This window comes from Streptomyces sp. NPDC037410 (assembly GCF_055602235.1).
Genome location: NZ_JBVJWR010000006.1, coordinates 292,808 through 318,361, shown reverse-complemented (window position 1 = coordinate 318,361; position 25,554 = coordinate 292,808). Strand labels below are relative to the sequence as shown.

General features: G+C 72.1%; 26 protein-coding genes and 1 pseudogene. 16 read left to right on the top strand and 11 right to left on the bottom strand.

All coding sequences use genetic code 11. The features are described 5' to 3' along the window. Positions 1–3 precede the first annotated feature (3 nt). On the top strand, positions 4–351 hold the full coding sequence (locus ACZ7HT_RS12950) for a DUF2516 family protein (RefSeq protein ID WP_471163889.1): 348 nt from the start codon (positions 4–6) through the stop codon (positions 349–351). 28 nt (positions 352–379) lie between these two features. On the opposite strand, the gene ACZ7HT_RS12945 is transcribed toward ACZ7HT_RS12950, so the two are convergent. The 3 genes from ACZ7HT_RS12945 to ACZ7HT_RS12935 form a co-directional block, all read right to left on the bottom strand. Continuing rightward, on the bottom strand, positions 380–1,615 hold the full coding sequence (locus ACZ7HT_RS12945; RefSeq protein ID WP_471163886.1) for a PP2C family protein-serine/threonine phosphatase: 1,236 nt from the start codon (positions 1,613–1,615) through the stop codon (positions 380–382). 443 nt (positions 1,616–2,058) lie between these two features. Beyond that, a complete protein-coding gene (locus ACZ7HT_RS12940; RefSeq protein WP_471163882.1) occupies positions 2,059–3,108 on the bottom strand; it encodes a C40 family peptidase in 1,050 nt (349 codons plus the stop codon). 234 nt (positions 3,109–3,342) lie between these two features. Further along, positions 3,343–4,137 carry a class I SAM-dependent methyltransferase gene (locus tag ACZ7HT_RS12935; protein ID WP_471163879.1) on the bottom strand — a complete coding sequence of 265 codons (795 nt, stop codon included), beginning with the start codon at positions 4,135–4,137 and terminating at the stop codon, positions 3,343–3,345. A gap of 276 nt (positions 4,138–4,413) precedes the next feature. Between ACZ7HT_RS12935 and mshA the strand changes: the two genes are divergently transcribed. Both mshA and ACZ7HT_RS12925 read left to right on the top strand, forming a co-directional pair. Continuing rightward, positions 4,414–5,781 carry a D-inositol-3-phosphate glycosyltransferase gene (gene mshA / locus ACZ7HT_RS12930; RefSeq protein ID WP_471163876.1) on the top strand — a complete coding sequence of 456 codons (1,368 nt, stop codon included), beginning with the start codon at positions 4,414–4,416 and terminating at the stop codon, positions 5,779–5,781. Further along, a complete protein-coding gene (locus ACZ7HT_RS12925; RefSeq protein ID WP_471163873.1) occupies positions 5,774–6,268 on the top strand; it encodes a type III secretion system chaperone family protein in 495 nt (164 codons plus the stop codon). The genes mshA and ACZ7HT_RS12925 overlap by 8 nt, the downstream gene beginning before the upstream one ends. Before the next feature lie 6 nt (positions 6,269–6,274). Here the strand turns inward: ACZ7HT_RS12925 and ACZ7HT_RS12920 are convergent, their stop codons facing one another. After that, positions 6,275–7,177, bottom strand: a complete 903-nt coding sequence (locus tag ACZ7HT_RS12920) for an AraC family transcriptional regulator (protein ID WP_471164061.1) — start codon at positions 7,175–7,177, stop codon at positions 6,275–6,277. A 90-nt stretch (positions 7,178–7,267) separates the two neighbouring features. Here ACZ7HT_RS12920 and ACZ7HT_RS12915 point away from each other — a divergent pair, with 90 nt between their 5' ends. Continuing rightward, a complete protein-coding gene (locus tag ACZ7HT_RS12915) occupies positions 7,268–8,197 on the top strand; it encodes an MBL fold metallo-hydrolase (RefSeq protein ID WP_471163871.1) in 930 nt (309 codons plus the stop codon). Here ACZ7HT_RS12915 and ACZ7HT_RS12910 read toward each other — a convergent pair. Beyond that, a complete protein-coding gene (locus tag ACZ7HT_RS12910; RefSeq protein ID WP_471163869.1) occupies positions 8,187–9,509 on the bottom strand; it encodes an MDR family MFS transporter in 1,323 nt (440 codons plus the stop codon). The two genes, ACZ7HT_RS12915 and ACZ7HT_RS12910, sit on opposite strands and share 11 nt — an antisense overlap. A gap of 125 nt (positions 9,510–9,634) precedes the next feature. Between ACZ7HT_RS12910 and ACZ7HT_RS12905 the strand changes: the two genes are divergently transcribed. From ACZ7HT_RS12905 to ACZ7HT_RS12895, 3 genes are all read left to right on the top strand, one after another. After that, positions 9,635–10,396 carry a phosphoglyceromutase gene (locus ACZ7HT_RS12905; RefSeq protein ID WP_471163867.1) on the top strand — a complete coding sequence of 254 codons (762 nt, stop codon included), beginning with the start codon at positions 9,635–9,637 and terminating at the stop codon, positions 10,394–10,396. A 196-nt stretch (positions 10,397–10,592) separates the two neighbouring features. After that, entirely contained in the window at positions 10,593–11,252 is a 660-nt protein-coding gene (locus ACZ7HT_RS12900; RefSeq protein WP_471163865.1) for a hypothetical protein, read from the top strand. A gap of 140 nt (positions 11,253–11,392) precedes the next feature. After that, a complete protein-coding gene (locus tag ACZ7HT_RS12895) occupies positions 11,393–11,746 on the top strand; it encodes a hypothetical protein (protein WP_471163862.1) in 354 nt (117 codons plus the stop codon). Positions 11,747–11,807: 61 nt separating this feature from the next. Here ACZ7HT_RS12895 and ACZ7HT_RS12890 read toward each other — a convergent pair whose 3' ends face one another. Together ACZ7HT_RS12890 and phoU are read right to left on the bottom strand one after the other, a co-directional pair. After that, positions 11,808–11,960, bottom strand: coding sequence for a hypothetical protein (locus ACZ7HT_RS12890; protein WP_352028959.1), 153 nt, complete (start codon positions 11,958–11,960; stop codon positions 11,808–11,810). A gap of 122 nt (positions 11,961–12,082) precedes the next feature. Further along, positions 12,083–12,763, bottom strand: coding sequence for a phosphate signaling complex protein PhoU (phoU, locus tag ACZ7HT_RS12885; RefSeq protein ID WP_471163859.1), 681 nt, complete (start codon positions 12,761–12,763; stop codon positions 12,083–12,085). Between the two features lie 264 nt (positions 12,764–13,027). Here phoU and phoR point away from each other — a divergent pair, with 264 nt between their 5' ends. From phoR to ACZ7HT_RS12870, 3 genes and pseudogenes are all read left to right on the top strand, one after another. Next, complete coding sequence (gene phoR / locus ACZ7HT_RS12880) at positions 13,028–14,257, top strand: two-component system sensor histidine kinase PhoR (RefSeq protein WP_471163856.1); 1,230 nt, start codon at positions 13,028–13,030, stop codon at positions 14,255–14,257. Beyond that, on the top strand, positions 14,254–14,934 hold the full coding sequence (phoP, locus tag ACZ7HT_RS12875; protein ID WP_188271409.1) for a two-component system response regulator PhoP: 681 nt from the start codon (positions 14,254–14,256) through the stop codon (positions 14,932–14,934). The genes phoR and phoP overlap by 4 nt, the downstream gene beginning before the upstream one ends. A 103-nt stretch (positions 14,935–15,037) precedes the next feature. Next, positions 15,038–15,109: pseudogene (locus tag ACZ7HT_RS12870) on the top strand (DNA-binding response regulator); the annotation flags it as partial. Between the two features lie 92 nt (positions 15,110–15,201). Here the strand turns inward: ACZ7HT_RS12870 and ACZ7HT_RS12865 are convergent. Further along, the gene (locus ACZ7HT_RS12865; protein ID WP_471163853.1) at positions 15,202–15,837 is read right to left on the bottom strand and encodes a DUF461 domain-containing protein; all 636 of its coding nucleotides are present in this window, start codon (positions 15,835–15,837) and stop codon (positions 15,202–15,204) included. Between the two features lie 630 nt (positions 15,838–16,467). On the opposite strand from ACZ7HT_RS12865, the gene ACZ7HT_RS12860 reads away from it, so the two are divergent. The 6 genes from ACZ7HT_RS12860 to ACZ7HT_RS12835 all read left to right on the top strand — a co-directional run bounded on the left by ACZ7HT_RS12860 (position 16,468) and on the right by ACZ7HT_RS12835 (position 22,820). After that, positions 16,468–16,950, top strand: a complete 483-nt coding sequence (locus tag ACZ7HT_RS12860) for a CarD family transcriptional regulator (RefSeq protein WP_003953493.1) — start codon at positions 16,468–16,470, stop codon at positions 16,948–16,950. 346 nt (positions 16,951–17,296) lie between these two features. Next, entirely contained in the window at positions 17,297–18,046 is a 750-nt protein-coding gene (ispD, locus tag ACZ7HT_RS12855) for a 2-C-methyl-D-erythritol 4-phosphate cytidylyltransferase (protein ID WP_116159714.1), read from the top strand. Further along, positions 18,036–18,554 (top strand): 2-C-methyl-D-erythritol 2,4-cyclodiphosphate synthase, encoded by a 519-nt coding sequence (ispF, locus tag ACZ7HT_RS12850; RefSeq protein ID WP_471163848.1) that lies wholly within the window; start codon positions 18,036–18,038, stop codon positions 18,552–18,554. The genes ispD and ispF overlap by 11 nt, the downstream gene beginning before the upstream one ends. Positions 18,555–18,734: 180 nt before the next feature. Beyond that, positions 18,735–20,135 carry a cysteine--tRNA ligase gene (cysS, locus tag ACZ7HT_RS12845; protein ID WP_471163845.1) on the top strand — a complete coding sequence of 467 codons (1,401 nt, stop codon included), beginning with the start codon at positions 18,735–18,737 and terminating at the stop codon, positions 20,133–20,135. A gap of 79 nt (positions 20,136–20,214) precedes the next feature. Beyond that, a complete protein-coding gene (gene rlmB, locus ACZ7HT_RS12840) occupies positions 20,215–21,171 on the top strand; it encodes a 23S rRNA (guanosine(2251)-2'-O)-methyltransferase RlmB (RefSeq protein WP_471163843.1) in 957 nt (318 codons plus the stop codon). 95 nt (positions 21,172–21,266) lie between these two features. Further along, on the top strand, positions 21,267–22,820 hold the full coding sequence (locus tag ACZ7HT_RS12835; RefSeq protein WP_471163841.1) for a DoxX family membrane protein: 1,554 nt from the start codon (positions 21,267–21,269) through the stop codon (positions 22,818–22,820). Between the two features lie 61 nt (positions 22,821–22,881). On the opposite strand, the gene ACZ7HT_RS12830 is transcribed toward ACZ7HT_RS12835, so the two are convergent. The 3 genes from ACZ7HT_RS12830 to ACZ7HT_RS12820 form a co-directional block, all read right to left on the bottom strand. After that, positions 22,882–23,598, bottom strand: coding sequence for a nucleotidyltransferase family protein (locus tag ACZ7HT_RS12830; protein ID WP_471163839.1), 717 nt, complete (start codon positions 23,596–23,598; stop codon positions 22,882–22,884). Positions 23,599–23,635: 37 nt separating this feature from the next. Continuing rightward, a complete protein-coding gene (locus tag ACZ7HT_RS12825; protein WP_471163836.1) occupies positions 23,636–24,046 on the bottom strand; it encodes a hypothetical protein in 411 nt (136 codons plus the stop codon). A 277-nt stretch (positions 24,047–24,323) separates the two neighbouring features. Further along, the gene (locus ACZ7HT_RS12820) at positions 24,324–25,421 is read right to left on the bottom strand and encodes an ABC transporter ATP-binding protein (RefSeq protein WP_471163833.1); all 1,098 of its coding nucleotides are present in this window, start codon (positions 25,419–25,421) and stop codon (positions 24,324–24,326) included. Positions 25,422–25,554 lie beyond the last annotated feature (133 nt).

Genomic DNA, 25,554 nt, shown 5'->3' with positions numbered 1-25,554 from the left:
AGCATGTTGCGCGCGGGATTCGACTCCCTTCTCAACCTGGTGATCTTCCTGGTCTTCACCGGCTTCGCCGTCGCCGCGCTCGTCTTCGCCGCCATGGCGCGCGAGGACGCCTACCGCGCCGCCGAGAAGCAGACGAAGAAGTTCTGGCTGATCATCCTGGCCATCAACCTCGCCCTGAACCTGCTGCTGCCGATGCTGTTCCTGCAGATCGCGGGCCTGATCGCCGCCATCGTCTTCATGGTGGACGTGCGGCCGGCGCTCGCTCGGGTCTCCGGCGGAGGCCGGGGCGGCCGCCCCGGCGGCGGCTCCAGCAGCGACGGACCGTACGGTCCCTACAACGGCGGCCGGTAAGGCGCGAGAACACCTCAGGACCCGGGTCTCAGACCCGGGTCCTGTCCCTTTCCAGGGCCAGGACGGCGACGTCGTCCGTCAGCTCGCCGCCGTTCAGGGAGCGGACCTCCGTCACGGCCGCCTCCAGGAGCTCCTCGCCCCGCAGGCCCGAGGCCAGCTGGCGGTTGATCATCTCGACCATCCCGTCCTGGCCGAGCCGCGGTGAGCCGGGGCCGGCCGAGCGGCCCTCGATGAGCCCGTCCGTGTACATGAGCAGGCTCCACGCCCCGCCCAGCTCTACCTGTCGGCGCGGCCAGCGGGCGCGCGGCAGCAGTCCGAGGGCCGGGCCCCCGTCCTCGTACGGGAGGAGGCGCGCGGCCCGCCCCTGCCGGGCGATCAGCGGCGAGGGGTGGCCGGCCAGGCAGAGCCCGGCCCGGCGGCCGTCGGGCGCGATGTCGACGGTGCAGAGGGTCGCGAAGATCTCGTCGCTCTCCCGCTCGTGCTCCAGGACCTGCTGCATCGTCGAGAGCAGCTCGTCCCCGCACAGGCCCGCGAAGGTCAGGGCCCGCCAGGCGATCCGCAGCTCGACGCCGAGGGCGGCCTCGTCGGGGCCGTGCCCGCAGACGTCGCCGATCATGGCGTGGACGGTGCCGTCGGGGGTGCGGACGGTGTCGTAGAAGTCGCCGCCGAGCAGGGCGCGGGAACGGCCGGGCCGGTAGCGGGAGGCGAACCGCAGCTCGGAGCCCTCCAGGAGCGGGGTGGGCAGGAGGCCGCGTTCGAGGCGGGCGTTCTCCTGGGCGCGCAGCCGGGACTCGGCGAGCTTCACCTGGACGGCGTCGGCCCGCTTGCGTTCGACGGCGTAGCGGATGGCCCGGCTGAGCAGCCGTCCGTCGAGCTCCTCGCGGAAGAGGTGGTCCTGGGCCCCGACGCGTACCGCCTCGGCCGCCAGTTCGGCGTCGGCGGAGGCCGCGAGCGCGAGGACGGCGTGGCGCGGGGCGAGGCGCAGGATGTGGCGCAGCGGGGCGAGCGGGTCGTCGCCGGCGGCGGCGCGGGGTCCGGGCAGCGAGAGGTCGACGAGGACGCAGTGGACGTCGTCGGTGAGGAGCCGCTCGGCCTCGGTGAGGTTCCGGGCGGTACGGATGCGGACCCGGGTGCCGGCGGCGTCGGCCGCGTCGAGCAGTTCGGGTACGGCGAGGGCACCCGCCGGGTCGTCCTCGACGACCAGGAGAGTGAGATCGGTGCGATCGGTGCCTGTGACTGTGCCTGTCATGGGAGTGGCGTCCATTGGGGTGGTGTCGCCGGGTCCCGCAGCGGCAGAGACGTTTCTCTGACGCGGTACGGATACGGGCATCGGTCCGGGTTTCCTTCCCTCCCCCCGAGGGTGCGCAGGGCGCCGGGTGGCGTCCCGCCCGTCCCGGACCATAGCGGTAGGGCGGTGCGCAGCGGAATGGTGATCAGCCTGTGAGAGCGCGCGCCGTGCTTGGCATATGCCGCGGAAGGGGAGGTACTTGCCCCCGTTCGGTCCGCACGGGGGGCTCGGGTCCCATGAGAAAGGTCACGCGCCGCGCGTGGCTCCCGTCACGCCCGGCGCGCGGCGAAGGCGGCCCGCGTCACGAAGGCGGACCAAGCCCTGGAGCGCCCCGTGACGGGGCCGCCGTCACGGGGGACGGACGCCGCGTTATGGGGCCGCCGTCGCGAAGGACGGACGCCCCGTGAGGGGGCCCGTCGTCACGAAGGGCGGACCACCCCGAGGATCTCCATCGTGCCCGCGCCCGTGAGGGTCACGTTCCGGCCGGGGCGCGGGGCGTGCACGATCGTCCCGTTCCCGACGTACATCCCGATGTGGCTGGCGTCCTTGAAGTAGACGATCAGGTCGCCGGGCCGCATGTCCTTGATGTCCACGTGCGGAAGCAGCCGCCACTGCTCCTGCGAGGTGCGCGGGATGTTCCGGCCGGCCGCGCCCCAGGCGCTCTGGGTCAGCCCGGAGCAGTCGTACGACCTCGGTCCCTCGGCGCCCCAGACGTACGGCTTGCCGATCTGCGCCGTCGCGAACTCCACCGCCTTCCTGCCCTCCGCGGTCGCGCCCTGCGTCAGGCCGTCGAGGACACCGGTGCCGAGCCAGGTCGTCTGGGCCCGGAGCTGCGCCTGCTCCTCCAGGATCCGGAGCCGCTCGCGCTCCTCGGCGGCGAGCTCGGACTCCAGCTTCTTGGCGGCGGCGATCTTGTCGTTGATCTCCTTCTTCGCCTTCGCCTGACGGACGCGGTTGGACTCCAGCTTGGTCCAGTTCGTGCCGGCGTCCTTGGCGTACGTGTCCAACTCGGCCTGGGCGCGGGTCATCTCGCCCAGGAGGTCGGTGGTGGCCTTGGCGCCGGCCTGGAGCCGGCCGGTGGCGTCGAGGAAGAGTTGCGGGTCGTTCGTGAGGACGAGCTGTGCGCCGTCCGGGAGGCCGCCGTTGCGGTACTGGGCGCGGGCCTGCGCGCCGGCCTTGGCCTTGAGGTCCTCGATCTTCTGGCGGCCGTCCACGATCATCCGGGCGAGCCGGACGATCTCGGCGGACTGCTCCTTGGTCTTCTCCTCGGCGAGGTTGTACGCGTCGGTGGCGACGGCCGCCTTGCGGTACAGGTCGTCGATCTCCTCGCGGACCTCCTCCAGGTTCTTCTTCGGCGGCGGAGGCGGGAGCGGGGCGGCGGAGGCCTGGAGGGTCAGTGCGGGAGAGGCCAGCACGGTCAGGGCGCAGATCACGGTGATCGCGGCGGTGGCGTGGCGGCGTCGGTTCACGAGCTCCCCCTCGAGTGACCCAAATCTGATTTACCGTCAGTAACTTGTGGTGACCTGGCGATAGTGCCATGCGAAACCGGAAAGCGACAGGGGAAACCGGGGCCTGTCGGGCCTGATCCCCTCACGGGGGACGAGTGACGCGGGTGCGACGTTCCCCGCGTACGGGAAATTCAGCGGGAGTTGGCGAAAACGGGGGAGGCGTCCGCCTGGCGTACCGTCACGGGCACTCGTGCCTCACAGGCGCGGCGCCAGCGCGTCCCAGCGGACCGTCACCTCGCCCTGGCGCCAGCGGCGCGGGCCGTCCGTCAGGGGCCAGTCCGCCGCCAGGTCGCGGACGGAGCGGATCCACCGCTGCCGGGCGCCCAGCGAGGCGTACGGGGCGGCCGCGGCCCAGGCCCGGTCGAAGTCCCGCAGGAAGGCGTGCACCGGCTCGCCCGGCACGTTCCGGTGGATGAGCGCCTTCGGCAGCCGCTCCGCGAGGTCCGAGGGCCGGTCGAGCGATCCCAGCCGGGTCGCGAAGGTCACCGTGCGGGGCCCGTCCGCGTCGAGCGCCACCCACACGTGCCGGCGCCCGATCTCGTCGCAGGTCCCCTCCACGAGCAGCCCGCCGGGCGCGAGCCGCCCGCAGAGCCGGGCCCAGACGGCCGCGACCTGGTCCTCGTCGTACTGGCGCAGCACGTTCGCGGCCCGGATCAGGGCGACCCGGCCGGGCACCGGCACCTCGAAGCCGCCGTGCAGGAAGGAGAGGCCCTCCCGCTCGTACGGCTTCGCGGCCTCGACGCGGGCGGGCTCGATCTCGATGCCGTAGAGCCGGGTGCGGGGCTCGGCGGTGCGCAGCCGGGCCAGGAGCTCCACGGCGGTCCAGGGGGCGGCCCCGTACCCGAGGTCGACGGCGAGCGGCGGCTCGGGGAAGCGGCGCAGGGCGGGGCCGTGGACGGCGGCGATCCAGCGGTCCATGCGGCGCAGCCGGTTCGGGTTGGTGGTCCCGCGGGTCGGCGTGCCGACCGGGCGGGTGGTGCGCGGGGCCATGCCACGAGCGTAAGGGGTACGGGGAGGGCCTCCGGCCGGGAGCCGGGGTGACGCGGGCGGCCCCGCCGGGGCGACGGGTGCGGTCCCGCCCCGCCCCCGGCCCACCGCCCCCGTCCCGTCCTGTAGGCCCCGCCTCCGCCCGGCAACGAATTGGCAAAGCGGTGCGTCGGTGGAAATGAACCGGGGTGTTCCCGTGTTGTCGCAGGTGGAGGACGTAGCGCGCCCTCCACCTGCCATGCCCGCCCAGCGCAGTCCCCGAGCGGAAGGACCGCCGACGTGAGCCAGTACGTGTCCCGGTTCGCCGGTACCCGGCACCGGCACCCGGCGCCGGCCAGGCTCCGGCTCCCCGGCCGGCACCGCACCCCCCGGCGCGTGGCCATGCTCAGCGTCCACACCTCGCCGCTGCACCAGCCCGGCACGGGCGACGCGGGCGGCATGAACGTCTACATCGTCGAGCTGGCGAAACGTCTCGCCGCCATCGACATCGAGGTGGAGATCTTCACCCGGGCCACCACCGGCGGCCTCCCCCCGGTCGTCGAGCTGACCCCGGGCGTCCTCGTCCGGCACGTCGACGCCGGCCCGTACGAGGGCCTGGCCAAGGAGGAGCTGCCCGCGCAGCTCTGTGCCTTCACGCACGGCGTGATGCAGGCGTGGGCGGGCCACCGCCCCGGCCACTACGACCTGGTCCACTCCCACTACTGGCTCTCCGGCCACGTCGGCTGGCTGGCCGCCGAGCGCTGGGGCGTCCCGCTCGTCCACGCCATGCACACCATGGCGAAGGTCAAGAACGCCGCGCTCGCCGAGGGCGACACCCCCGAGCCCGCCGCGCGGGTGATCGGCGAGACGCAGATCGTCGCGGCCGCCGACCGGCTGATCGCCAACACGGCCGAGGAGGCCGACGAGCTCGCCCGCTTCTACGAGGCGGACCCCGGCAAGATCGCGGTCGTGCACCCGGGCGTCAACCTCGACCACTTCCGCCCGGCGGACGGCCGCGCCGCCGCCCGCGCCCGGCTCGGTCTGCCGCAGGACGCGTTCATCCCCGTCTTCGCCGGCCGGATACAGCCGCTGAAGGCCCCGGACATCCTGCTCCGCGCGGCCGCCCAGCTGCTGGACCAGGACCCTTCCCTCCGTACCCGCATGGTCGTCCCGGTGGTCGGCGGCCCGAGCGGCAGCGGTCTCGCCAAGCCCGAGCAGCTGCAGAAGCTGGCCGCCCGGCTCGGCATCTCGGACGTCGTGCGCTTCCACCCGCCGGTGGGCCAGGACCGGCTCGCGGACTGGTTCCGCGCGGCGAGCGTCCTCGTCATGCCCTCGTACAGCGAGTCCTTCGGCCTGGTCGCGATCGAGGCGCAGGCGGCGGGCACCCCGGTCGTCGCGGCGGCGGTCGGCGGTCTGCCCGTGGCCGTACGGGACGAGGTGACCGGTTTCCTGGTGCAGGGGCACGACCCGGCGGACTACGCCCGCGCGCTGGGCCGCTTCGCGTCGGACCCGGCCCTGGCGGCGTCGATGGGCGCGGCGGCCGCCCGGCACGCCGAGTCCTTCGGCTGGGACACGGCGGCCTCGGGAACGGCGGATGTGTACACGGCTGCCATGCACGACCACCGGCTGCGCGAGAACCGCCGTCGCGTACGCTCGCACCATGGCTGAGGACGTTCGGCGGATCATCGAGGACACGTTCAACGACGCGGAGCTGGACTGGGAGTCTCCTGAGCCCGGCTCGTACGTCGTGAAGCTCCCGGGCACGCGCAAGCTGTTCACCACCCTGTCGCTCAAGGTGGGCCGCCACTCCCTCTCCCTCAACGCCTTCGTCATCCGGCACCCGGACGAGAACGAGGCGGGCGTCCACCGCTGGCTCCTGGAGCGCAACCTCCGCCTGTACGGGGTGGGTTACGCGGTCGACCCGCTCGGCGACGTCTACCTCGCCGGCAAGCTCCCGCTCTCCGCCGTCACCCCGGAGGAGCTGGACCGCCTGCTCGGCTCGGTCCTGGAGGCGGCGGACGGCGACTTCAACACCCTCCTGGAACTGGGCTTCGCGTCGGCGATCCGCCGCGAGTACGAGTGGCGGGTCTCGCGCGGCGAGTCGACCCGTAACCTCGACGCCTTCAAGAACCTGACCCAGAAGCCGACGGGCTGAGCCGGCCTAGCCGCCGTTCCTGTACCGCCCCGGCGTCGTGCCGAACTCCCTGCGGAAGGCATGGGACAGGGCGTACGGCGAGGCGTAGCCGACGCGGCGGGCGACGGTGGCCAGCGGGTCGCCGGTGTCCCGGAGCAGCGCGGCGGCGCGGGTCAGCCGCCACCAGGTGAGGTACGCCATCGGGGGCCGGCCCACGAGGGAGGTGAAGCGCCGGGCGAGGGTGGGCCGGGAGACGCCCGCCTCGGCCGCGAGCCGGTCGACGGTCCAGGGCGCGGCCGGGTCGGAGTGCAGCGCGCGCAGCGCGGCGGCCGCCACCGGGTCGCCCAGGGCGGCCGGCCACGCGCCGGCCGTGCTCTCGGCCGCCCAGGACCGGATCATGTACACGAACAGCAGGTCGAGCAGGCTGGGGAGCGCGAGGGAGGCGCCCGGCCGCCGTCCGTCCAGCTCGCCCTCCAGGAGGCCGATCGCGGCCCGGAGTTCCGGGTGCTCGCCGGCGCGGGCCGGCAGGTGGACGAGCGGCGGGAGCTCCGCGAGCAGCGGGTGCGCGTGGCTGCGGTCGAGGCGGTACTTGCCGCAGAGCATGTCGACCTCGCGCGTTCGGGGCGGCCGCGGGAGGCTTCCGCCGGCCCAGCGCTCGAAGGGGACCGCCCGCGCGACCGTCTCCGCGTCGGCGGGCGCGTCGGCGATGACGTGCCCGGTGCCGTGCGGGAGCAGCACCGCGTCGCCCGCGCCGAGCGCGACCGGTTCGCCGCCGTCGGGCTGCAGCCAGCAGCTGCCGCTGAGGACGACGTGGAAGCCGGCCCCTTCGTACGGGGCGAGCCGCGCGCACCAGCGTCCGCCGACCCGTACCCGGTCGGAGGAGGGCCGCCCGACCCGTACGGCCGCGATCGCGTCGCTCACCACGTCCACCATGGCGGGAAGCGTAGTGAGCGTCTCGCGTATCCGAAGGAGCCGAGTGGGCATTGAGCGGCTCGCCCACTCCTCCCTACCGTCGATCCCATGACGAACGAGAGCGCACAGAGCATCGTCCTGGGGGACGTCGAGATCATCCGCATCGTCGAGTGGCAGGGGCCGTTCGCGCCCGCCCGTGCCCTCGTCCCGGACGCCGGGGCCGAGGTGTGGAAGGACAACGAGCAGTGGCTGGCGCCGGACCACTGGGCGCCGGAGGGCGACAGCGCGGTCATGGCGCTGCAGACCTGGGTGCTGCGCAGCGGCGGACGGACCGTCCTTGTGGACACGGGGGTGGGCGACGGGCGGGAGCGGCCGCACTCGCCGCACTTCCACCACCGGCAGGACGGTTTCCTCGGGCGTCTGGAGCGGGCGGGCATCCGGCCCGAGGACGTCGACGTCGTCGTCAACACGCATCTGCACGCGGACCACGTCGGCTGGAACACGCGCTCCGTCGAAGGGGAGTGGGCGCCGACGTTCCCGAACGCCCGCTACCTCCTCCCCGCCGCCGACGACTTCCACTTCGGCCCGGAGAACGCGTACGGCGGCGGCCTCCATGAGGAGGACCGGCTGATCTACGAGGACAGCGTGGCGCCCGTGCACCGCGCGGGGCTGATCACGCTCTGGGACGGGTCCCACCGCATCGACGAGAACCTCGTCCTGGAGTCGGCGCCGGGTCACACCCCGGGCTCGGCCGTGCTGCGGCTGGCGTCCGGGACGGACCGGGCGGTCTTCGTCGGCGACCTGCTCCACAGCCCGGTGCAGATCCTCGACCCGGAGCGGGCCAGCTGCTTCTGCGTGGACCCGGCGGGGGCGGCGGCCAGCCGCCGGCGGATCCTCGAACGGGCCGCCGACGCGCGGGAGCTGGTCGTCCCCGCGCACTTCGGCGGGGCGGGCGCCGCCGAGGTGCGCAGGGAGGGGACGGGGTTCGCCGTGGCCGCGTGGGCGGCCTACGGCGACACGGAGCGGGTCAGGCGCTGACGGAGGAGGAGCTCTCGGAGACGGGCGCGGCGCTACCGACGCCGTCCGCGGTCTCCTTCGCCTCCTCCGTCTCCTCGGCCTCCTTGGCCTCTTCGGTCTCTTCGCACAGGGCCTTCCGCAGCCGGATCGAGTACCCGACGGCCGCGATGACGCCGATCGCGGCGCACGCGGCCCACAGGACGTCGGGGCCGGGGCCGCCGACGATCGCGCCGGCGCCGATCGGGGCGACGAAGCCGGCGACGGCCCAGGACATGCCCATCACGCCCTGGTAGCGGCCCCGGGCGTGCTCGGGGGCGAGGCGGGCGGTGGCGGCGGCGTTCGTCGGGACGTGGATCATCTCGCCGACCGTCCAGACGACGACGGTCGCGGCGAAGGCGACGGGGGAGCCGGCGAGGGCGGTGGCGCCGGTGCCGAGGGCGAAGAGGAGGGAGGAGAGGCTCAGCAGGACGACCGGGGAGCGCTTGTCGGTCAGCTTGTTGACGAGCAGCTGGAAGCCGACGATCACGATGCCGTTGACGGCGATGACGACGCCGTACGAGGAGGAGGAGAGGCCCTCGCCCGCCATGGTGAGCGGCAGGCCGATCCAGGGCGCGGTGAAGACGAGGCAGACGAGGAGGTTGAGGAGCACGAGCGTGCGGAAGGGCGCGTCGCGCAGCACGGTGAGCATGCTGACCTTCTCCTCGGCGACCGGCTCGCCCGCCTTGTCGGTCGGGGCCTCGGGCCGGGTCTCCGGGAGCCGGAGGAAGACGATGAGGGCGCACAGGGTGGTGGCGACGGCGTCGACGACGAAGAGGGAGCGGTAGCCGAGGAACATCGCGGCGCCGCCGGCGATGGAGGCGATGGCGAAGCCGAGGTTGAGGGCCCAGTAGTTGAGGGCGTACGCCCGGCGCACGTCGTGGGCGGGGACCATGTCGGCGATGGTCGCGTTGATGGAGGGGCGGACGGCCTGCATGGCGACGCCCATGAGGAGCACGACGCCGGCGATGGCCCAGGCGCTGGTGACGAAGGCGAGCAGCAGGGCACAGCCGGCGGCCGCGAGGTGCATGGAGACCATGGTGGGCCGGCGGCCCCAGCGGTCGGTGAGCATGCCGCCGAACGGCGATCCCGCGACGCCGCCGAGCCCGTGGAGGGCGACGACGAGTCCGGCGAACCAGGCGGAGTACCCGAGCTCGACGGTCAGGTAGAGGGGGAGGAAGGTCAGGACGAAGGCCCCGGTCCGGTTGACCAGGGTGGACAGCCACAGCCACCAGAAGCCGTGCGGGAGGCCGGAGACCGTCGCGCGGGCTGATCGTCTGAGCGAATCGATGGACATGTGTGGCGGCCCCCTGCTGTACGTAAGCCCTGCTTCCGGCTCACGTAACTTACGCATCTCATACGTCGGACGCCAGCGAATTGACGACGCGCGTCAATCGTCAGCGGTCGTCTAGGCTCGTACGCATGGCCGACGCACCGTACAAGCTGATCCTCCTCCGCCACGGCGAGAGCGAGTGGAACGAGAAGAACCTGTTCACCGGATGGGTGGACGTGAACCTCACCGCCAAGGGTGAGAAGGAGGCGACGCGCGGCGGCGAGCTGCTCAAGGACGCCGGCCTCCTGCCCGACGTGCTGCACACCTCCCTCCAGAAGCGTGCCATCCGCACGGCGCAGCTCGCCCTCGAGTCCGCCGACCGCCACTGGATCCCGGTCAGCCGCTCCTGGCGCCTCAACGAGCGCCACTACGGCGCCCTCCAGGGCAAGGACAAGGCCCAGACGCTCGCCGAGTTCGGCGAGGAGCAGTTCATGCTGTGGCGCCGCTCGTACGACACCCCGCCGCCGGCCCTGTCCGACGACAGCGAGTACTCGCAGGCCAACGACGCCCGCTACGCCTCGATCCCGCCGGAGCTGCGCCCGCGGACCGAGTGCCTCAAGGACGTCGTCGAGCGGATGCTCCCGTACTGGTACGACAACATCGTCCCGGACCTCCTCGCCGGCCGCACGGTCCTGGTCGCCGCCCACGGCAACAGCCTCCGCGCCCTGGTGAAGCACCTGGACGGCATCTCGGACGCCGACATCGCGGGCCTCAACATCCCGACGGGCATCCCGCTCGCCTACGAGCTGGACGAGAACTTCAGGCCCCTCAACCCGGGCGGCACCTACCTCGACCCGGAGGCCGCGGCGGCCGCCATCGAGGCGGTCAAGAACCAGGGCAAGAAGAAGTAGCCCCGCGCGCTTCTCTGACGGGCCCCCGACCGCGGTTCCTCCGCGGTCGGGGGCTTTCGCGTTCCGCCCGGGTGCTGGGGAGGTTCCAGGTGTGTGACATCGCGCGGTGAGGTGCTGTGTCCGGGGAGCGGCGTTGCTACGTTCCCGGGCAGGGGGCGGCCGTGTGGTGGCCGCCCGTGAACAGGGGGACTTCCCTATGAACGCCGACCGTCTCAGACCCGCCGTCCTCGCGCTCGCCGCCGGCGCGCTGGCCGCCGTGCTCACCGGGTGTCAGCAGGGCGGTGCCGCCGCCGGTGGTGCCGCGCCGAGTGCGACCGCCGCGAGCAGCGCCGCTCCCGGACCGGCCGTATCGAGTGGGGGCGGCACGCCGACCGCCGCCCCCACCGACGCGCCGACCGTCGCTCCCGTCGTGAAGAAGCCGGCCGCGACGAAGACGTCCAAGCCCACGCCCGCGCCGAAGCCCAAGACCGCCGCGCCGGCACCCACCTGCGTCGACGCGACGCCCGGGCCCGACGAGGTCGACCCCCACGAGTTCGCCCTCTACCGGATCGAGGAGCTCGACGGCAGCACCGGGAAGGTCAACCTCGTCGTCCAGCACGGGGCTTGGGGCTGCGGGTCGCCCGACTCCGACGGAGAGCCGTTCGTCGTCACCGGCGAGGAGAGCCGCTGGGCCCTCGACCAGGCCGCGTACGTCACCGCCACCAACCCGATCGTCACCAGCACCGAGAACCAGCGCATCGGCGTGCAGGAACTGATCGACTGGGTGAAGGCCCACCCGGACTCGGGGCTCGTCTTCCGGTACCAGGTCGGGGACGACGGGGCGATTCACCAGCTCGAAGAGGTCTTCACTCCGTAGAGGGGGTCGCTGGGCCGGTCGGGTGAGGGCGAAACCTTCCGGCTGCGGTGCGCCGCTTACGGGGCGGGGGACGGGGCCAGGGATGAGGTGACCTTGGCCGTCTCCCTCGCATTCATCGCATTCATCGAAACGAGAACCCCGTGCGTCTCCGCCACTCCGTCGCCGCCGTCTGCGGCGCCCTCGCCCTCACCGCCACCCTGGCCTCCCCCGCCCACGCCGCCACCGGCGACTTCGGCTACTCCTTCGTCGGCCTCGACGGCGAGACGCAGCGGGCCACGCTGCTCGACCCGCCGAGCGGCGGGTGCGTCACGCTCCCCGAGGTCGCCGACCCGAGCGCCTCCGAGCCCGCGTTCGCGCCGCACAACGACACCGACGAGTACGCGATCGTCTTCACCGGGCCCGACTGCTCCGGCGACGACTGGACCCTCCGCCCCCACGGCCGCCCGGCCAGTGACCGGTTGAAGCTGCGGTCGGTGTTCTTCTTCCAGCCGTAGGCCACAGAGAAAGGGGAGAGGGGGTGGAGTGCGGGATCCGCACTCCACCCCCTCTCACCGGTCAGCCCGAGCAGCCCCCGCACTGGCACGGCGAGCCCGACTGGCAGCCGCAGCCGCAGCCCGAGCCGCAGCCGCAGGCGCCGAGCACCGGCAGGAACACCGCCTCGCGCGGCGCCTCCGGCGTGGAGTCGGTCGTCATGGGGGATTCGGCCATGGGGTCCCTCCCTAGTCGAGGCGAGCTTCGCCTCCCCCCATTGCATGCCCACCCGGACCGGCGCATCAACGGCGCATCGGCGCCCGTGCGCCTCTACGCGCCCTTCACCGGCGCCCGTGCGCCTACGCGCCCTCCACCGGCGCATCCGCGGACTGCAGCTCGTCCGCGTGCTCACCCGTCACCAGGTACACGACGCGCTTCGCCACCGACACCGCGTGGTCCGCGAACCGCTCGTAGTAGCGGCCGAGCAGCGTCACGTCCACGGCCGTCTCGATGCCGTGCTTCCAGCGGTCGTCCATCAGGTGCTGGAAGAGCGTCCGGTGCAGCAGGTCCATCTCGTCGTCGTCCTGCTCCAGCTGGAGCGCCAGGTCGACGTCCTTCGTGATGATGACCTCCGCGGCCTTCGCCATCAGGCGCTGCGCCAGCTGGCCCATCTCCAGGATGGTCGCGTGCAGGTCCCGCGGCACCGCCGTGGCCGGGAACCGCAGCCGCGCCAGCTTCGCGACGTGCTGCGCCAGGTCGCCGGAGCGCTCCAGGTCGGCGCTCATCCGCAGCGAGGTCACCACGATCCGCAGGTCCGTCGCCACCGGCTGCTGCCGGGCGAGCAGCGCTATCGCCCGCGCCTCCAGGTCGTGCTGGAGGTCGTCGACCTTCTGGTCCGCCGCGATCACGCTCTCCGCGAGCTTGAGATCCGCGTCGAGCATCGCCGTCGTGGCGCGCCCGATCGCCGACCCGACCAGCCGGGCCATCTCGACCAGGCCTTCGCCGATCGAGTCCAGTTCCTCGTGGTACGCGTCCCGCATGGATGTCCCTCTTTCCGCAAAACTCCGGGGTCCGGGTGGGGCTCGGACCCCCACGCTCCCACGTTCGGCCCCCAGTGCGTCCGGTTCCACCCCCTGATGTGAACCGGCACTTTCCCCTAGGTGAACTCTGGGCGACGCCCGTCACCCTGGCTCCCAGTACAAATGAACCACCCGTATCTCCATGGTGAACTCTGGGCGACGACTGTTCGAGCAGCCACTCGGACGGCTGGGAGAGTGTCCGCGACCCCGCATAACCTTGGAGGCATGGACGTGAACGCGGCGGTCGCCGCATTGGCAGCGATCGCCGGCGTGTGCACCGGCGTGATCGCCATGCTGGCGTTCCGCTGGAGCGAACGCGACCAGGCGCGCCCGACCCGTACCTCGCTGCACACCGACGCCGTGCTCCCGCCCGGCGTCGACACCGTGCTCTCCGTGCTGCGCTCCTCCGCGGTCGTCCTCGACGAGAGCGACTCCGTGGTGAAGGCGAGCTCGGCGGCGTACGCGCTCGGCCTGGTCCGGGGCGGCAAACTGGCCGTCGAACCCATGCTCAACATGGCCCGCGACACCCGCCGGGACGGAGAGATACGACAGGTCGAGCTGGACCTGGCCCGGCGCGGCACCGGACGCGGCGAGGCCCTCGCCGTCTCCGCCCGGGTCGCCCCGCTGGGCTCGCGGCTCGTGCTGCTCCTGGTCGAGGACCTCACCGAGGCCCGCCGTATCGAAGCGGTACGGCGCGACTTCGTCGCCAACGTGAGCCATGAGCTCAAGACTCCCGTCGGCGCGCTCTCCCTGCTCTCGGAAGCGGTCATGGACGCCTCCGACGACCCCGAGGCGGTCACCCGCTTCGCCGGCCGGATGCAGATCGAGGCGACCCGCCTCACCAACCTCGTACAGGAGCTCATCGACCTCTCCCGCGTCCAGAACGACGACCCGCTGGAGGACTCCGAGCCGGTGTCCGTGGACGAGCTCGTCGCCGAGGCGATCGACCGCTCCCGGCAGCCCGCCTCGAAGAAGCAGATCACCATGGTCTCCGGCGGAGCCGCCGACCTGTACGTCTGGGGCAGCCGGGGCCAGCTCGCCGCGGCCCTCGGCAACCTCGTCGAGAACGCCGTCAACTACTCACCGGCGCACACACGGGTGGGCATCGCCGCCCGCCACGTCGCCGCGCCCGCCGGCGACGTGATCGAGATAGCCGTCACCGACCAGGGCATCGGCATCCCCGACAAGGACAAGGAGCGCGTCTTCGAGCGCTTCTACCGCGTCGACCCGGCCCGCTCCCGTGCCACCGGCGGTACGGGGCTCGGCCTGGCCATCGTCAAGCACGTGGCCGCCTCGCACGGCGGTGAGGTCACCGTCTGGAGCACCGAGGGTCAGGGCTCCACCTTCACCTTGCGGCTGCCCGAGGCGGGCGCCGTACGGGACCGCCGGCCCGCCTCTTCTCCCACCCCTGATCTCATGACCGAACCGCTTACCGCCCCGGAGGTCCTTCCGTGACCCGAGTGCTCGTCGTCGAGGATGAGGAATCCTTCAGCGACGCCCTGTCGTACATGCTCCGCAAAGAGGGCTTCGAGGTCGCCGTCGCGGCGACCGGGCCCGACGGCCTCGACGAGTTCGAGCGCAACGGAGCCGACCTCGTCCTCCTCGACCTGATGCTTCCGGGCCTGCCCGGTACCGAGGTGTGCCGCCAGCTGCGCGGCCGCTCGAACGTCCCGGTGATCATGGTGACCGCCAAGGACAGCGAGATCGACAAGGTCGTCGGCCTGGAAATAGGAGCCGACGACTACGTGACCAAGCCCTTCTCCTCGCGGGAGCTCGTCGCCCGCATCCGCGCGGTGCTGCGCCGCCGCGGGGAGCCGGAGGAGGTCACCCCGGCGGCCCTGGAGGCCGGCCCGGTCCGCATGGACGTCGACCGCCACGTCGTCACCGTCGGCGGCGGCAAGGTCGACCTGCCGCTCAAGGAGTTCGACCTCCTGGAGATGCTGCTGCGCAACGCGGGCCGCGTGCTGACCCGTATGCAGCTCATCGACCGGGTCTGGGGCGCGGACTACGTCGGCGACACCAAGACCCTCGACGTCCACGTCAAGCGCCTCCGCGCCAAGATCGAGCCCGACCCCGGCGCGCCGCGGTACCTGGTGACGGTCCGGGGCCTGGGGTACAAGTTCGAGCCGTAGGCCGGCCGGGCCCGGATGGGGCCGGACGGAGTCCGGCGCAGCGTCCCGAAGCCTGCGTGGCCCCCTGGGGCCGCGCAGTGCGAGGGGCGCGTCCGGGATGGGGCTCGAGCCCGACCCCGGCGCGCCGCGGTACCGGGTGACGGTCCGGGGCCTGGGGTACAAGTTCGAGCCGTAAACCGGATTGCGGATACGTGAAAGGGGCGCCCCCTGGTGGGGGCGCCCCTTTCACGCGTACGTGATCAGTGATCACTGATCAGCGACCGGTGATCAGTGACCGGCCGTCGTCGGCTCGCCCGAGGGCGACGCCGGAGTGGTCGGCGTGGTGGTCGCCGACGCGGTCGCCGAAGCGGTCGCCGAGGCGGTCGGGGCCGCCTCCGGGAGGGCCGGGACGACGCTCGGGCCGTACTTCTCGAAGTAGCTCTTCGCCGGGACGACGAAGGCGCTCAGGGCGACGTCGCCGGTGCGGCTCAGCTTGAAGACGACCTTCTGCGCGTCGCCGTCGCGGGCGGCCTCGGAGCCGTTCAGGACGACGGCGGAGGCGTTGCCCTCGCCGCCGATGACGACGGAGCCGTGGGCCGGGACGACGATCGGCCCCGTGCCCTCGGCGGGCTTCAGCGCCACCGCGGCGCGCAGGCCCGGCAGGCTGATCGAGTCGAGGGTCTGCGGCAGGGAACCGTTGTTGAAGACGGTGGCCGAGACGGCGGCCGGGCCCTTGACGCCGGGCTCGGGCTGGGTGATGACCAGCGCGTTCTGGATCTTGACGTCGTCCACCGTGACGGCGGCGTTGTCCGGCCGCACTTGCAGCGTCTGTGCGTCGTTGCCCGCACCACAGGCGGACAGCGCGGCGACGGAGAACACGGTGGCGGTGGCGGCGAGGGCGCCGCGTCGAAGGCTGCGGCTCACGGCGGCGGCATCTCCTAGGACGAACGGACAGGCGTGGGAACTAAGGGACAGCTAAAGGTGTGTCAGCGCGCTTAGGTTACCGAGCCTCACTCAGCGTCCCGCACCCGACCCGCCCCTAACGGTCACAGCTGTCCCCGGGGTGCCCGTACGCCGCGCCCTCCCGTCACCCGGCGCGCGTCGGCCCGCGTGGCCGGATCACGACCCATTGACCTGTTGTTCACATAACCGCCTTGATCAATTCGGGGGAGTCCCCGCATTCCCCGCGGCGACCCCCGCGGAAAATCCCGTACCGATGTCACTTGATGTCCGCTGATCAATTTCGGGAATCTCCCCGGCGTGCCTCCGGACGGGTGGGCGATCCTCGAACGGAGTAGGCGAAGAAGGTCACTCCGAACCCGACAAAACGGGACATCGCCCCTCCCTGGAGGGCCTCCAGGTGGGTGTAACGTGCGCGTTTCTCTGCGTCGACGTAGCCGCTCCGACCTGCGAATACCGCCTTCCGGAAGCCCTCCGCAGCACGTCCGTGTCACCGTTGTCAAGCCCCGAGATATGCCCTGACCTGCGGAAACGCCATTCAGAAGAAGCCGAATCCGTGTTACCCTGGATAGCCACGGAAGGGGTACCTGTCACATGACGTTCAAGGTTGGCGACACCGTGGTCTATCCCCATCACGGGGCCGCGCTGATCGAGGCCATCGAAACTCGCCAGATCAAAGGCGTGGACAAGACCTACTTGGTGCTCAAGGTCGCGCAAGGCGACCTGACGGTTCGTGTGCCGGCGGACAATGCGGAGTTCGTAGGCGTTCGCGACGTGGTCGGTCAGGACGGGCTGGACCGGGTCTTCGAGGTGCTGCGCGCGCCGTACGCCGAAGAGCCGACGAACTGGTCCCGTCGCTACAAGGCAAATCTCGAGAAGCTCGCCTCCGGCGATGTCATCAAGGTCGCCGAAGTGGTGCGCGACCTGTGGCGTCGTGAGCGCGAGCGCGGACTCTCCGCCGGTGAGAAGCGCATGCTCGCCAAGGCCCGCCAGATCCTGGTGAGCGAGCTGGCCCTCGCGGAGAACACGAACGAGGACAAGGCCGAGGCCCTCCTTGACGAGGTCCTCGCGTCCTGAGCCGCACCTGAAGCGGTCGAGCAGTGAAGCAATGCCGCGGTGCCCGCTGGCGTACTGTGATCCACACAGTGCTGTCGCCGGGCGCTGCGGCATGTTCGCGTGTATGAGCCCATGGGCGAAGCCGATGCACGAGAGCCCACGTACGGGCGCTTGTACACGGCGCGTCCATGTGACCGCACCGCTGAAGTAACCCGCACCCCCTGAACTTCTCTACGTCCGAGCCCCTGTGCCGACGCGGCCACGCCTCGACCGTCGTCACGGAAAGGGCCCGGTCATGGCGGAGCGTCCGGCACGCTGAGGCCATACCCATGTCGGCCGCGGAAACAAACCTGCCGGAGTGCAACCGATGTCAGACGAAGCGCGTCCCAGTCGTACCGCCGTGGTGATCCCGGCCGCAGGGCGGGGCGTACGCCTCGGCCCGGGCGCCCCCAAGGCGCTCCGCGCGCTGAACGGCACCCCCATGCTCATCCACGCCGTCCGCGCGATGGCCGCCTCCCGCGCGGTCTCGCTCGTCGTCGTGGTCGCACCCTCCGACGGTGCCGCCGAGGTCAAGAACCTCCTCGACGACCACGCCCTGCCCGAGCGGACCGACTACCTCGTCGTCCCGGGCGGCGAGACCCGCCAGGAGTCCGTACACCTCGGCCTCCAGGCGCTCCCCGAGGGCATCACCACCGTGCTCGTCCACGACGCGGCCCGCCCGCTGGTCCCCGTCGAGACCGTGGACGCCGTCATCGAGGCCGTACGGGACGGGGCCGTCGCCGTCGTCCCCGCGCTGCCCGTCGCCGACACCGTCAAGGAGGTCGAGCCGGCCGAGAAGCCCGGCGACCCCGAGCAGGTCGTCGCCACCCCGGTCCGCGCCCGCCTCCGCGCCGTCCAGACCCCGCAGGGCTTCGACCACGACACCCTGGTCAACGCGCACGCGACCATCGCCCTCACGGGTGAGGGCGCCACCGACGACGCCGGCATGGTCGAGCGGCTCGGCGCGCCCGTCGTCGTCGTGCCCGGCCACGAAGAGGCCTTCAAGGTGACCCGTCCCCTCGACCTCGTCCTCGCCGAGGCCGTACTCGCCCGCAGGAGGGCCAACGATGGCTTCTGAGCAGCCCCTCATTCCCCTGATTCCCCGTACCGGCATCGGCACCGACGTCCACGCCTTCGAGAAGGGCCGCGAGCTGTGGTGCGCGGGGCTCCTCTGGGAAGGCCCCGACAGCGACGGGTACGGGCTCGCCGGGCACTCCGACGGTGACGTCGCCGCCCACGCCGCCTGCGACGCGCTCTTCTCGGCCGCCGGCATCGGCGACCTCGGCGCCCACTTCGGCACCTCGCGCCCCGAGTGGTCCGGCGCCTCCGGCGTCACCCTGCTCGCGGAGGCCGCCCGGATCGTCCGCGCCGAGGGGTACGAGATCGGGAACATCGCCGTGCAGGTCGTCGGCGTCCGCCCCAAGGTCGGCAAGCGGCGCGACGAGGCGCAGAAGGCGCTCAGCGAGGCGGCGGGCGCCCCCGTCTCCGTCTCCGGCACCACCACGGACGGGCTCGGCCTCACCGGCCGCGCCGAGGGCCTCGCCGCCCTCGCGACCGCCCTCGTCTACCCCGTATCGGCCCGGTAGCAGCGCCGTATCGCGGCGGCAGTGGCGTCGTACCGCCGCGGTGGCAGCCCCGTATCGCCGCGGCGGCACCCCTGTATCGCTCCGACAGCCGCCCCGTATCGCCCCGGCGGTGGTGAGAATCGTGCCCTGCCTCCGGGAATCGGTCGCAGGGCACTACCACACGCCCACTACCCTGGAGTGGTGACTATTCGCCTGTACGACACCAGCGCCCGGCAGATCCGTGACTTCACCCCGATCACACCGGGCTGCGTCTCGATCTACCTCTGTGGTGCCACCGTGCAGGCGGCCCCGCACATCGGCCACATCCGGTCGGGGCTGAACTTCGACATCATGCGCCGCTGGTTCGCGTACCGCGACTACGACGTCACGTTCATCCGCAACGTCACCGACATCGACGACAAGATCATCAAGAAGGGCGCCGAGCAGGGCCGCCCGTGGTGGTCGATCGGCTACGAGAACGAGCGCGCCTTCAACGACGGCTACCACGCCCTCGGCTGCCTCCCGCCGACCTACGAGCCCCGCGCCACCGGTCACGTCCCCGAGATGATCGAGATGATGCGGGGTCTGATCGAGCGCGGCCACGCCTACGAGGCGGACGGCAGCGTCTACTTCGACGTGCGCTCCTTCCCGGGGTACCTGGAGCTGTCCAACCAGGACATCGACGACCTCCGCCAGCCCTCCGAGGACGGCATCACCGGCAAGCGCGACCCGCGCGACTTCGCCATGTGGAAGGCGACCAAGCCGGGCGAGCCCGACTGGGAGACGCCGTGGGGCCGCGGCCGTCCCGGCTGGCACCTGGAGTGCTCGGCCATGGCCCACAAGTACCTGGGCTCCGCCTTCGACATCCACGGCGGCGGCCTCGACCTGATCTTCCCGCACCACGAGAACGAGATCGCCCAGGCCAAGGCCTTCGGCGACGAGTTCGCCCAGTACTGGGTGCACAACGCCTGGGTCACCATGAGCGGCGAGAAGATGTCGAAGTCGCTCGGCAACAGCGTGCTGGTGTCCGAGATGGTGAAGCACTGGCGCCCCATCGTCCTGCGCTACTACCTGGGCACCCCGCACTACCGCTCGATGATCGAGTACAGCGAGGAGTCCCTGCGCGAGGCCGAGTCGGCGTTCGCCCGCATCGAGGGCTTCGTCCAGCGCGCCACCGAGAAGGCCGGGCGGACCGTCGCCCCCGCCGCCGAGGTGCCGCCGGCCTTCGCCGAGGCCATGGACGACGACCTGGGTGTGCCGCACGCGCTCGCGATCATCCACACCACCGTCCGCCAGGGCAACAGCGCCCTCGCCGCGGACGACAAGGACGAGGCCATCGCCCGCCTCGCCGAGGTCCGCGCCATGCTCGGCGTCCTCGGCCTCGACCCCCTCGACCCGCACTGGGCCGAGGAGACCGGTGGCGGCGAGGAGCTCCACGGCGTCGTCGACACCCTCGTACGCCTCGTGCTCCAGCAGCGCGAATCGGCGCGCGAGCGCAAGGACTGGGCGACCGCGGACGCGATCCGCGACCACCTGAACCAGTCCGGCCTCGTGATCGAGGACAGCCCCGACGGCCCCCGCTGGACGCTGGGCAACCGTTAGAAGACGTGCCGCTCGGGACACCGGGCGGCACACTTCAGTTACAGACTTCGTACGTCTTCAGAGGAAACAGGTAGTAGTCATGGCCGGGAACAGCCAGCGCAGGAACCGTCGCACGTCCAACAAGAAGGGTGCGACGATCGGCAGCGGTGGCCAGCGGCGCAAGGGCCTCGAAGGCAAGGGCCCGACCCCCAAGGCCGAGGACCGCAAGGGCCACAAGGCCTTCCGCGTCTCCAACGCGATGGCCCGGAACGCGGCCAAGCGCAAGCCCGTCGCCCGCCGCGGCGGCAAGGGCCTGTCCGAGATGGTCGTCGGCCGCAACCCGGTCTTCGAGGCCCTGCGCGACGGCGTGCCCGCCACGACCCTGTACGTGCAGCAGTTCATCGACAACGACGAGCGCGTGCGCGAGGCCCTGAACCTCGCCACCGGCCGCGGCAACATCAACATCATGGAGGCGCCGCGCCCCGAGCTCGACCGGATGACGAACGGCCTCAACCACCAGGGCCTCGTCCTCCAGGTCCCGCCGTACGAGTACGCGCACCCCGAGGACCTCGTCGCGGCCGCCTTCGACGACCACGACGACCCGCTGATCGTCGCCCTCGACGGCATCACCGACCCGCGCAACCTCGGCGCCGTCGTCCGCTCCGTCTCCGCCTTCGGCGGCCACGGCGTCGTCGTCCCCGAGCGGCGCGCCGCCGGCATGACCGCCGGTGCGTGGAAGACCTCGGCCGGCACCGCCGCCCGCACCCCGGTCGCCCGCGCCACCAACCTGACGCGCTGCCTGGAGCAGTACCAGAAGGCCGGAGTCACGGTCGTCGGCCTCGCCGCCGACGGTGACCGCGACGTCCACGAGCTGGAGGAGCTGGGCGGCCCGGTCGTCATCGTCGTCGGCTCCGAGGGCAAGGGCCTGTCCCGCCTCGTCGGCGAGACCTGCGACTTCCTCGTCCGCATCCCGATGCCGGGCGGCGCCGAGTCGCTCAACGCCGGCGTCGCCGCCGGTGTCGTGCTCTACGAGGCGGCCCGCCGCCGCATGGGCTGACCCGAACGAGGGACGCGCCCCGGCCGTGATCTTGACGGGCCTCGGACATTTGGCAACCGTCAAGGCAGTGTCCTAACCGCACATCACTCGGTTAGATGAGTGTGGACACCAGAACGCCCCGGCCGGGGTTCGACGATCAGCCCGCGCTGAGCATGGTCAAGGTGGATTCCGATCCCGCCCAGGTGATCGTGAACCACGCCAGCTTCCGTGTGCGGCTCGCGCCGGCCCCGCAGCCGAAGTTCGCGGCCCGTACCGCCGCCCTGTCCGGAGTGGGCGCGGGCGGCCCCCGCCGCCGCCCCGTCGTGTGGAGCGGGAAGTCCGCGCCGGGCGCGACCGGCCTCCTCCAGGCCGTGCGCGAGTCCTCCGTCTCCACGCTCGAACCCGTCGGACACGGCGGCCACGGCGTCGGCGACACCCAGGCCATCCCACGCGTCGACACCACGATGCCCACTCCCGTGGTGCCCGCCGAGGCCGCGCCGCTGCTGCCGCCGATGCGCCGCGCCGAGGGCGCCTACGACGAGCTGTACGACCTCCGGCCGGAGCCCACCGAGCCGTACGGGCACGAAGCGCCGCACGCCCGGACGGCACAGCGCCACGGACAGGACAACGTCCGGCACGCCTACTACCCGGGCCGCCGGATGAACCTCGGCGTCGTGCTCCTCCCGCTCCGCGTCTTCCTCGGCTTCATCTCCATCTACGCGGGCATGGGCAAGCTCTGCGACCCCGTCTACTTCGACGGCGGCGAGCGCGGCTCCATGGTGAAGTGGCTCAACTCCCTCCACCCCTGGGCCCTCGCCGAACCGCTGCGCGACTTCGCCCTCCAGCACCCCGTCGGCGCCGGACTCACCGTCGCCTTCCTCCAGGTCGTCGTCGGCGTCCTCACCGTCCTCGGACTCTGGCAGCGGGTCGCCGCCGTCGTCGGCGGCCTGCTCTCCGCCGCGCTCCTGCTGACCGTCAGCTGGAAGACCGTCCCGGTGTACGACTCGGCCGACATCATCTACCTGGCCGCCTGGTCCCCGCTGATCATCGCCGGCGCCCCCGTCTACTCCCTCGACGGCCGGCTCGCCGGCGAGGCCTGGCGCACCCTCGGCCCCCGCGCCGAACTCTGGGACCTGCGCCGCCGGGTCACCCGCCGCAGCACCCTCCTCGCCGCCGTCGTCGTCGGCCTCACCCTCCTCGTCGGGTCCGTCCTCGGCGGCGCCGTCCGCTCCACCGAGATGGTCACCGTCCCCGGCCCCAACGACGACCCGATCAACCACCTCCCCGGCCAGCCGCTGCCCGGCGAGCCGACGAGCAGCGCCCCGTCGAAGGCGGCCTCCACCGCGCCCGAGCCCGCCACGGCGACCAGCGAGGCGCCCGCGCGCAGCGAGAAGACCGAGGAGGCCACCCGGCCCACCGAGACGACCCGCGAGTCCACCCGGACGCAGGAGCAGCAGCGCCCGACCTCGACCCAGGGCACGAGCACCGGCACCACCAGCCGTACGCCCACGCAGTCGAAGCCGGCGGCCCCGCCGTCCACGAGCGACAGCCCGAGCGGCACCAGCGGCGGCACGACGAGCGGCGGCTCGACCGGCTCCACCAGCACCCCGTCCGAGAGCGGCTCGACGGGCGGCGGCGCGCACAACCCGATCGGCGGCCTGCTGGGCTGACGTACGGGAACGGAAAGGCCGGCACCGAGGGGTGCCGGCCTTCTCGTATGCCTCCGCCCTGTCAGGCCTTCTGGGCGGCGAGCTCCTTGGCCGCCTCGGTGAGGTCCTTGGCGGTGTCGATGGCCCGCCAGTAGGCGCCGTGGGGCAGCGGGAAGCCGGCCAGGCGGCGCTCGCGGGCGAGGCGCGGGAAGGTGGCGCGCTCGTGGTCCCCGACGTCGGGGAGGAGCTCCGTGAAGGCCGCTGCGAAGACGTACACGCCCGCGTTGATCAGGAACGGCGAGGGCGGCGCCTCGATGAAGTCGGTGATGTTCCCGAAGGTGTCGGTCTCGACGGCGCCCCACGGGATCCGGGGGCGGGCCAGGGCGAGCGTCGCGAGGGCGTCCCGCTCGGCGTGGAAGGCGGCCATCTCGCGCAGCGAGAAGCGGGTCCAGATGTCGCCGTTGGTGGCGTACCAGGGCTGGTCCGGGGCGGGCAGGTGCGCGGCGGCGTACTTGAGACCACCGCCGCGGCCGAGGGGCTCGGTCTCGACGACCGTCGTCACCCTCAGAGGCAGGTTCGCGGAGTCCAGCCAGTCCTGGAGCACCTCGGCGAGATGGCCGCAGGAGACGACGGCGTCCGTCACGCCCTCGGCGGCCAGCCAGGAAAGCTGATGGCCGATGATCGGGGTCCCGGTGCCCGGGATCTCGACCATCGGCTTGGGGCGGTCGTCGGTGTACGGGCGGAGCCGTGAGCCCTGGCCGCCCGCCAGGACCACGGCCTGCGTCGGAGTGGTGTGCATACGGGGAACGATAGGCGCCCGGTATGCGTCAGGCCGTTCAGCTCGCGCGCATCACGCCGGTCGCGTACGAGGTGTCGCAGACCGGGCGGGAGAAGGACTGGGCGCGGGAGGGGCCGTAGTGCTCGACGGCGGCGCGGCCGAGGGCGCGGGCGATGGAGAAGCAGTGCTTGGCGAGGGAGGGCCGGTTCTCCACCTCGCGCTGGAGGTGGGTGAGGGCCACGCCGGGGTCCTTCGTCTGAAGCTCTGCGAGGAGCTGGTCGCGGAGAATATCCTGCGGGGCACGGGACTTGGCCCGGGTGGAGACGTCCGTGGAGGACGCCGTCAGCTGGGTGCCGGAGTCCTGGCCGGCCCACGGAACGGCGGACACCGCGAGCGTTCCCGAGAGCACCAGGACGACGGGCAGGACGAGGGCGAGAGAGCGGCCGATTCGGCGGGCAGTGTGCGTCACGCAGGCGAGCGTAGCGGCCGGTAGTGATATGGCGACATTTAGTCACTCTCGCGAGGGATGGTTCGAGGCGGCTTTTCGAATTACGTGTTGACGCGGGGGTGGGGGCGGGGCCCCGAATGCCGGGGTTTTCGGGGGTAAGCCCGTTTAAACGAACGGCCCCGCATCTGCAAGAGATGCGGGGCCGTACGGCAGTGCTTCGGGCGCGGTCTCGGTCGCTGAGGCGCGTCCGTTCCGGGCGGCGGTCTCAGTCACTGAGGCGGGCCCGTTTCGGGCGGTCTCAGTCGCTGAGGCGGGCGCCCGTGGAGGTCGAGAAGACGTGCAGCTCGTCGGCGCGCGGGACGACGTGCAGCGTGGAGCCCTTCGCGGGCACGTCGCGGCCGCCGACGCGGACCACGAGCTCCTTGTCCTCGCCGCCGACGCGGGTCGTGCCGTACACGAAGCCGTCCGAGCCAAGCTCCTCGACGACGTTGACCGTGACGGCCAGGCCGTCCTTGCCGGTGGCGCCCTGCACGTCGAAGTGCTCGGGGCGGACGCCGACCGTCACCGTGGTGTCGCCGTTGGCGGAGGCGGCGGCGATCGCGTCACGGGTGACCGGGACGACGCTCGTGCCGAACTTCACGCCGCCGTCGACGATCGGGACCTCGACCAGGTTCATGGCCGGGGAGCCGATGAAGCCGGCGACGAAGAGGTTGGCGGGCCTGTCGTACATGTTGCGCGGGGTGTCGACCTGCTGGAGCAGACCGTCCTTGAGGACGGCGACGCGGTCGCCCATGGTGAGCGCCTCGGTCTGGTCGTGCGTGACGTACACGGTCGTGATGCCCAGGCGGCGCTGGAGACCGGCGATCTGCGTACGGGTGGAGACGCGGAGCTTGGCGTCGAGGTTCGACAGCGGCTCGTCCATGAGGAAGACCTGCGGCTCGCGGACGATGGCGCGGCCCATCGCGACACGCTGGCGCTGACCGCCGGAGAGCGCCTTCGGCTTGCGGTCGAGGTACTCGGTGAGGTCGAGGATCTTCGCGGCCTCCTCGACCTTGGCGCGGATCTCCGACTTGTTGACACCGGCGATCTTGAGCGCGAAGCCCATGTTGTCGGCGACGGTCATGTGCGGGTACAGCGCGTAGTTCTGGAACACCATCGCGATGTCCCGGTCCTTCGGCGGCAGGTGCGTGACGTCGCGGTCACCGATACGGATGGAGCCGGCGTTGACGTCCTCGAGACCCGCGAGCATGCGCAGGGAGGTCGACTTGCCACAGCCGGAGGGGCCGACGAGGACGAGGAACTCGCCGTCCGCGATCTCGATGTCGAGCTGGTCGACGGAGGGCTTGGTGGCACCCGGGTAGACCCGGGTGGCCTTGTCGAACGTGACGGAAGCCATGGTGATGCGTCCCTTCACCGGCAGGAACGTGCCGGACGATCCGAGTAAAGGAAGGATTGAGGTCTAGTCCACCAGGGTGAACCGCAGGTGACGCTACCTGCCGCCGCCCGTTCTGTCAGCACTCAAGGGCCCG

Bases quoted from the DNA above. Each gene is read 5' to 3' on its own strand.
- ACZ7HT_RS12910 (WP_471163869.1), bottom strand. From the start codon at position 9,509: ATGTCCATCGATTCGCTCAGACGATCAGCCCGCGCGACGGTCTCCGGC.
- ACZ7HT_RS12945 (WP_471163886.1), bottom strand. From the start codon at position 1,615: ATGGACGCCACTCCCATGACAGGCACAGTCACAGGCACCGATCGCACC.
- ACZ7HT_RS12935 (WP_471163879.1), bottom strand. From the start codon at position 4,137: ATGGCCCCGCGCACCACCCGCCCGGTCGGCACGCCGACCCGCGGGACC.
- ACZ7HT_RS12830 (WP_471163839.1), bottom strand. From the start codon at position 23,598: ATGCACACCACTCCGACGCAGGCCGTGGTCCTGGCGGGCGGCCAGGGC.
- ACZ7HT_RS12925 (WP_471163873.1), top strand. From the start codon at position 5,774: ATGGCTGAGGACGTTCGGCGGATCATCGAGGACACGTTCAACGACGCG.
- ispF (WP_471163848.1), top strand. From the start codon at position 18,036: ATGGCTTCTGAGCAGCCCCTCATTCCCCTGATTCCCCGTACCGGCATC.
- ACZ7HT_RS12860 (WP_003953493.1), top strand. From the start codon at position 16,468: ATGACGTTCAAGGTTGGCGACACCGTGGTCTATCCCCATCACGGGGCC.
- phoR (WP_471163856.1), top strand. From the start codon at position 13,028: ATGGACGTGAACGCGGCGGTCGCCGCATTGGCAGCGATCGCCGGCGTG.
- ACZ7HT_RS12915 (WP_471163871.1), top strand. From the start codon at position 7,268: ATGACGAACGAGAGCGCACAGAGCATCGTCCTGGGGGACGTCGAGATC.
- phoU (WP_471163859.1), bottom strand. From the start codon at position 12,763: ATGCGGGACGCGTACCACGAGGAACTGGACTCGATCGGCGAAGGCCTG.
- ispD (WP_116159714.1), top strand. From the start codon at position 17,297: ATGTCAGACGAAGCGCGTCCCAGTCGTACCGCCGTGGTGATCCCGGCC.
- ACZ7HT_RS12890 (WP_352028959.1), bottom strand. From the start codon at position 11,960: ATGGCCGAATCCCCCATGACGACCGACTCCACGCCGGAGGCGCCGCGC.
- ACZ7HT_RS12950 (WP_471163889.1), top strand. From the start codon at position 4: ATGTTGCGCGCGGGATTCGACTCCCTTCTCAACCTGGTGATCTTCCTG.
- ACZ7HT_RS12820 (WP_471163833.1), bottom strand. From the start codon at position 25,421: ATGGCTTCCGTCACGTTCGACAAGGCCACCCGGGTCTACCCGGGTGCC.
- ACZ7HT_RS12835 (WP_471163841.1), top strand. From the start codon at position 21,267: ATGAGTGTGGACACCAGAACGCCCCGGCCGGGGTTCGACGATCAGCCC.
- ACZ7HT_RS12900 (WP_471163865.1), top strand. From the start codon at position 10,593: ATGAACGCCGACCGTCTCAGACCCGCCGTCCTCGCGCTCGCCGCCGGC.
- ACZ7HT_RS12905 (WP_471163867.1), top strand. From the start codon at position 9,635: ATGGCCGACGCACCGTACAAGCTGATCCTCCTCCGCCACGGCGAGAGC.
- rlmB (WP_471163843.1), top strand. From the start codon at position 20,215: ATGGCCGGGAACAGCCAGCGCAGGAACCGTCGCACGTCCAACAAGAAG.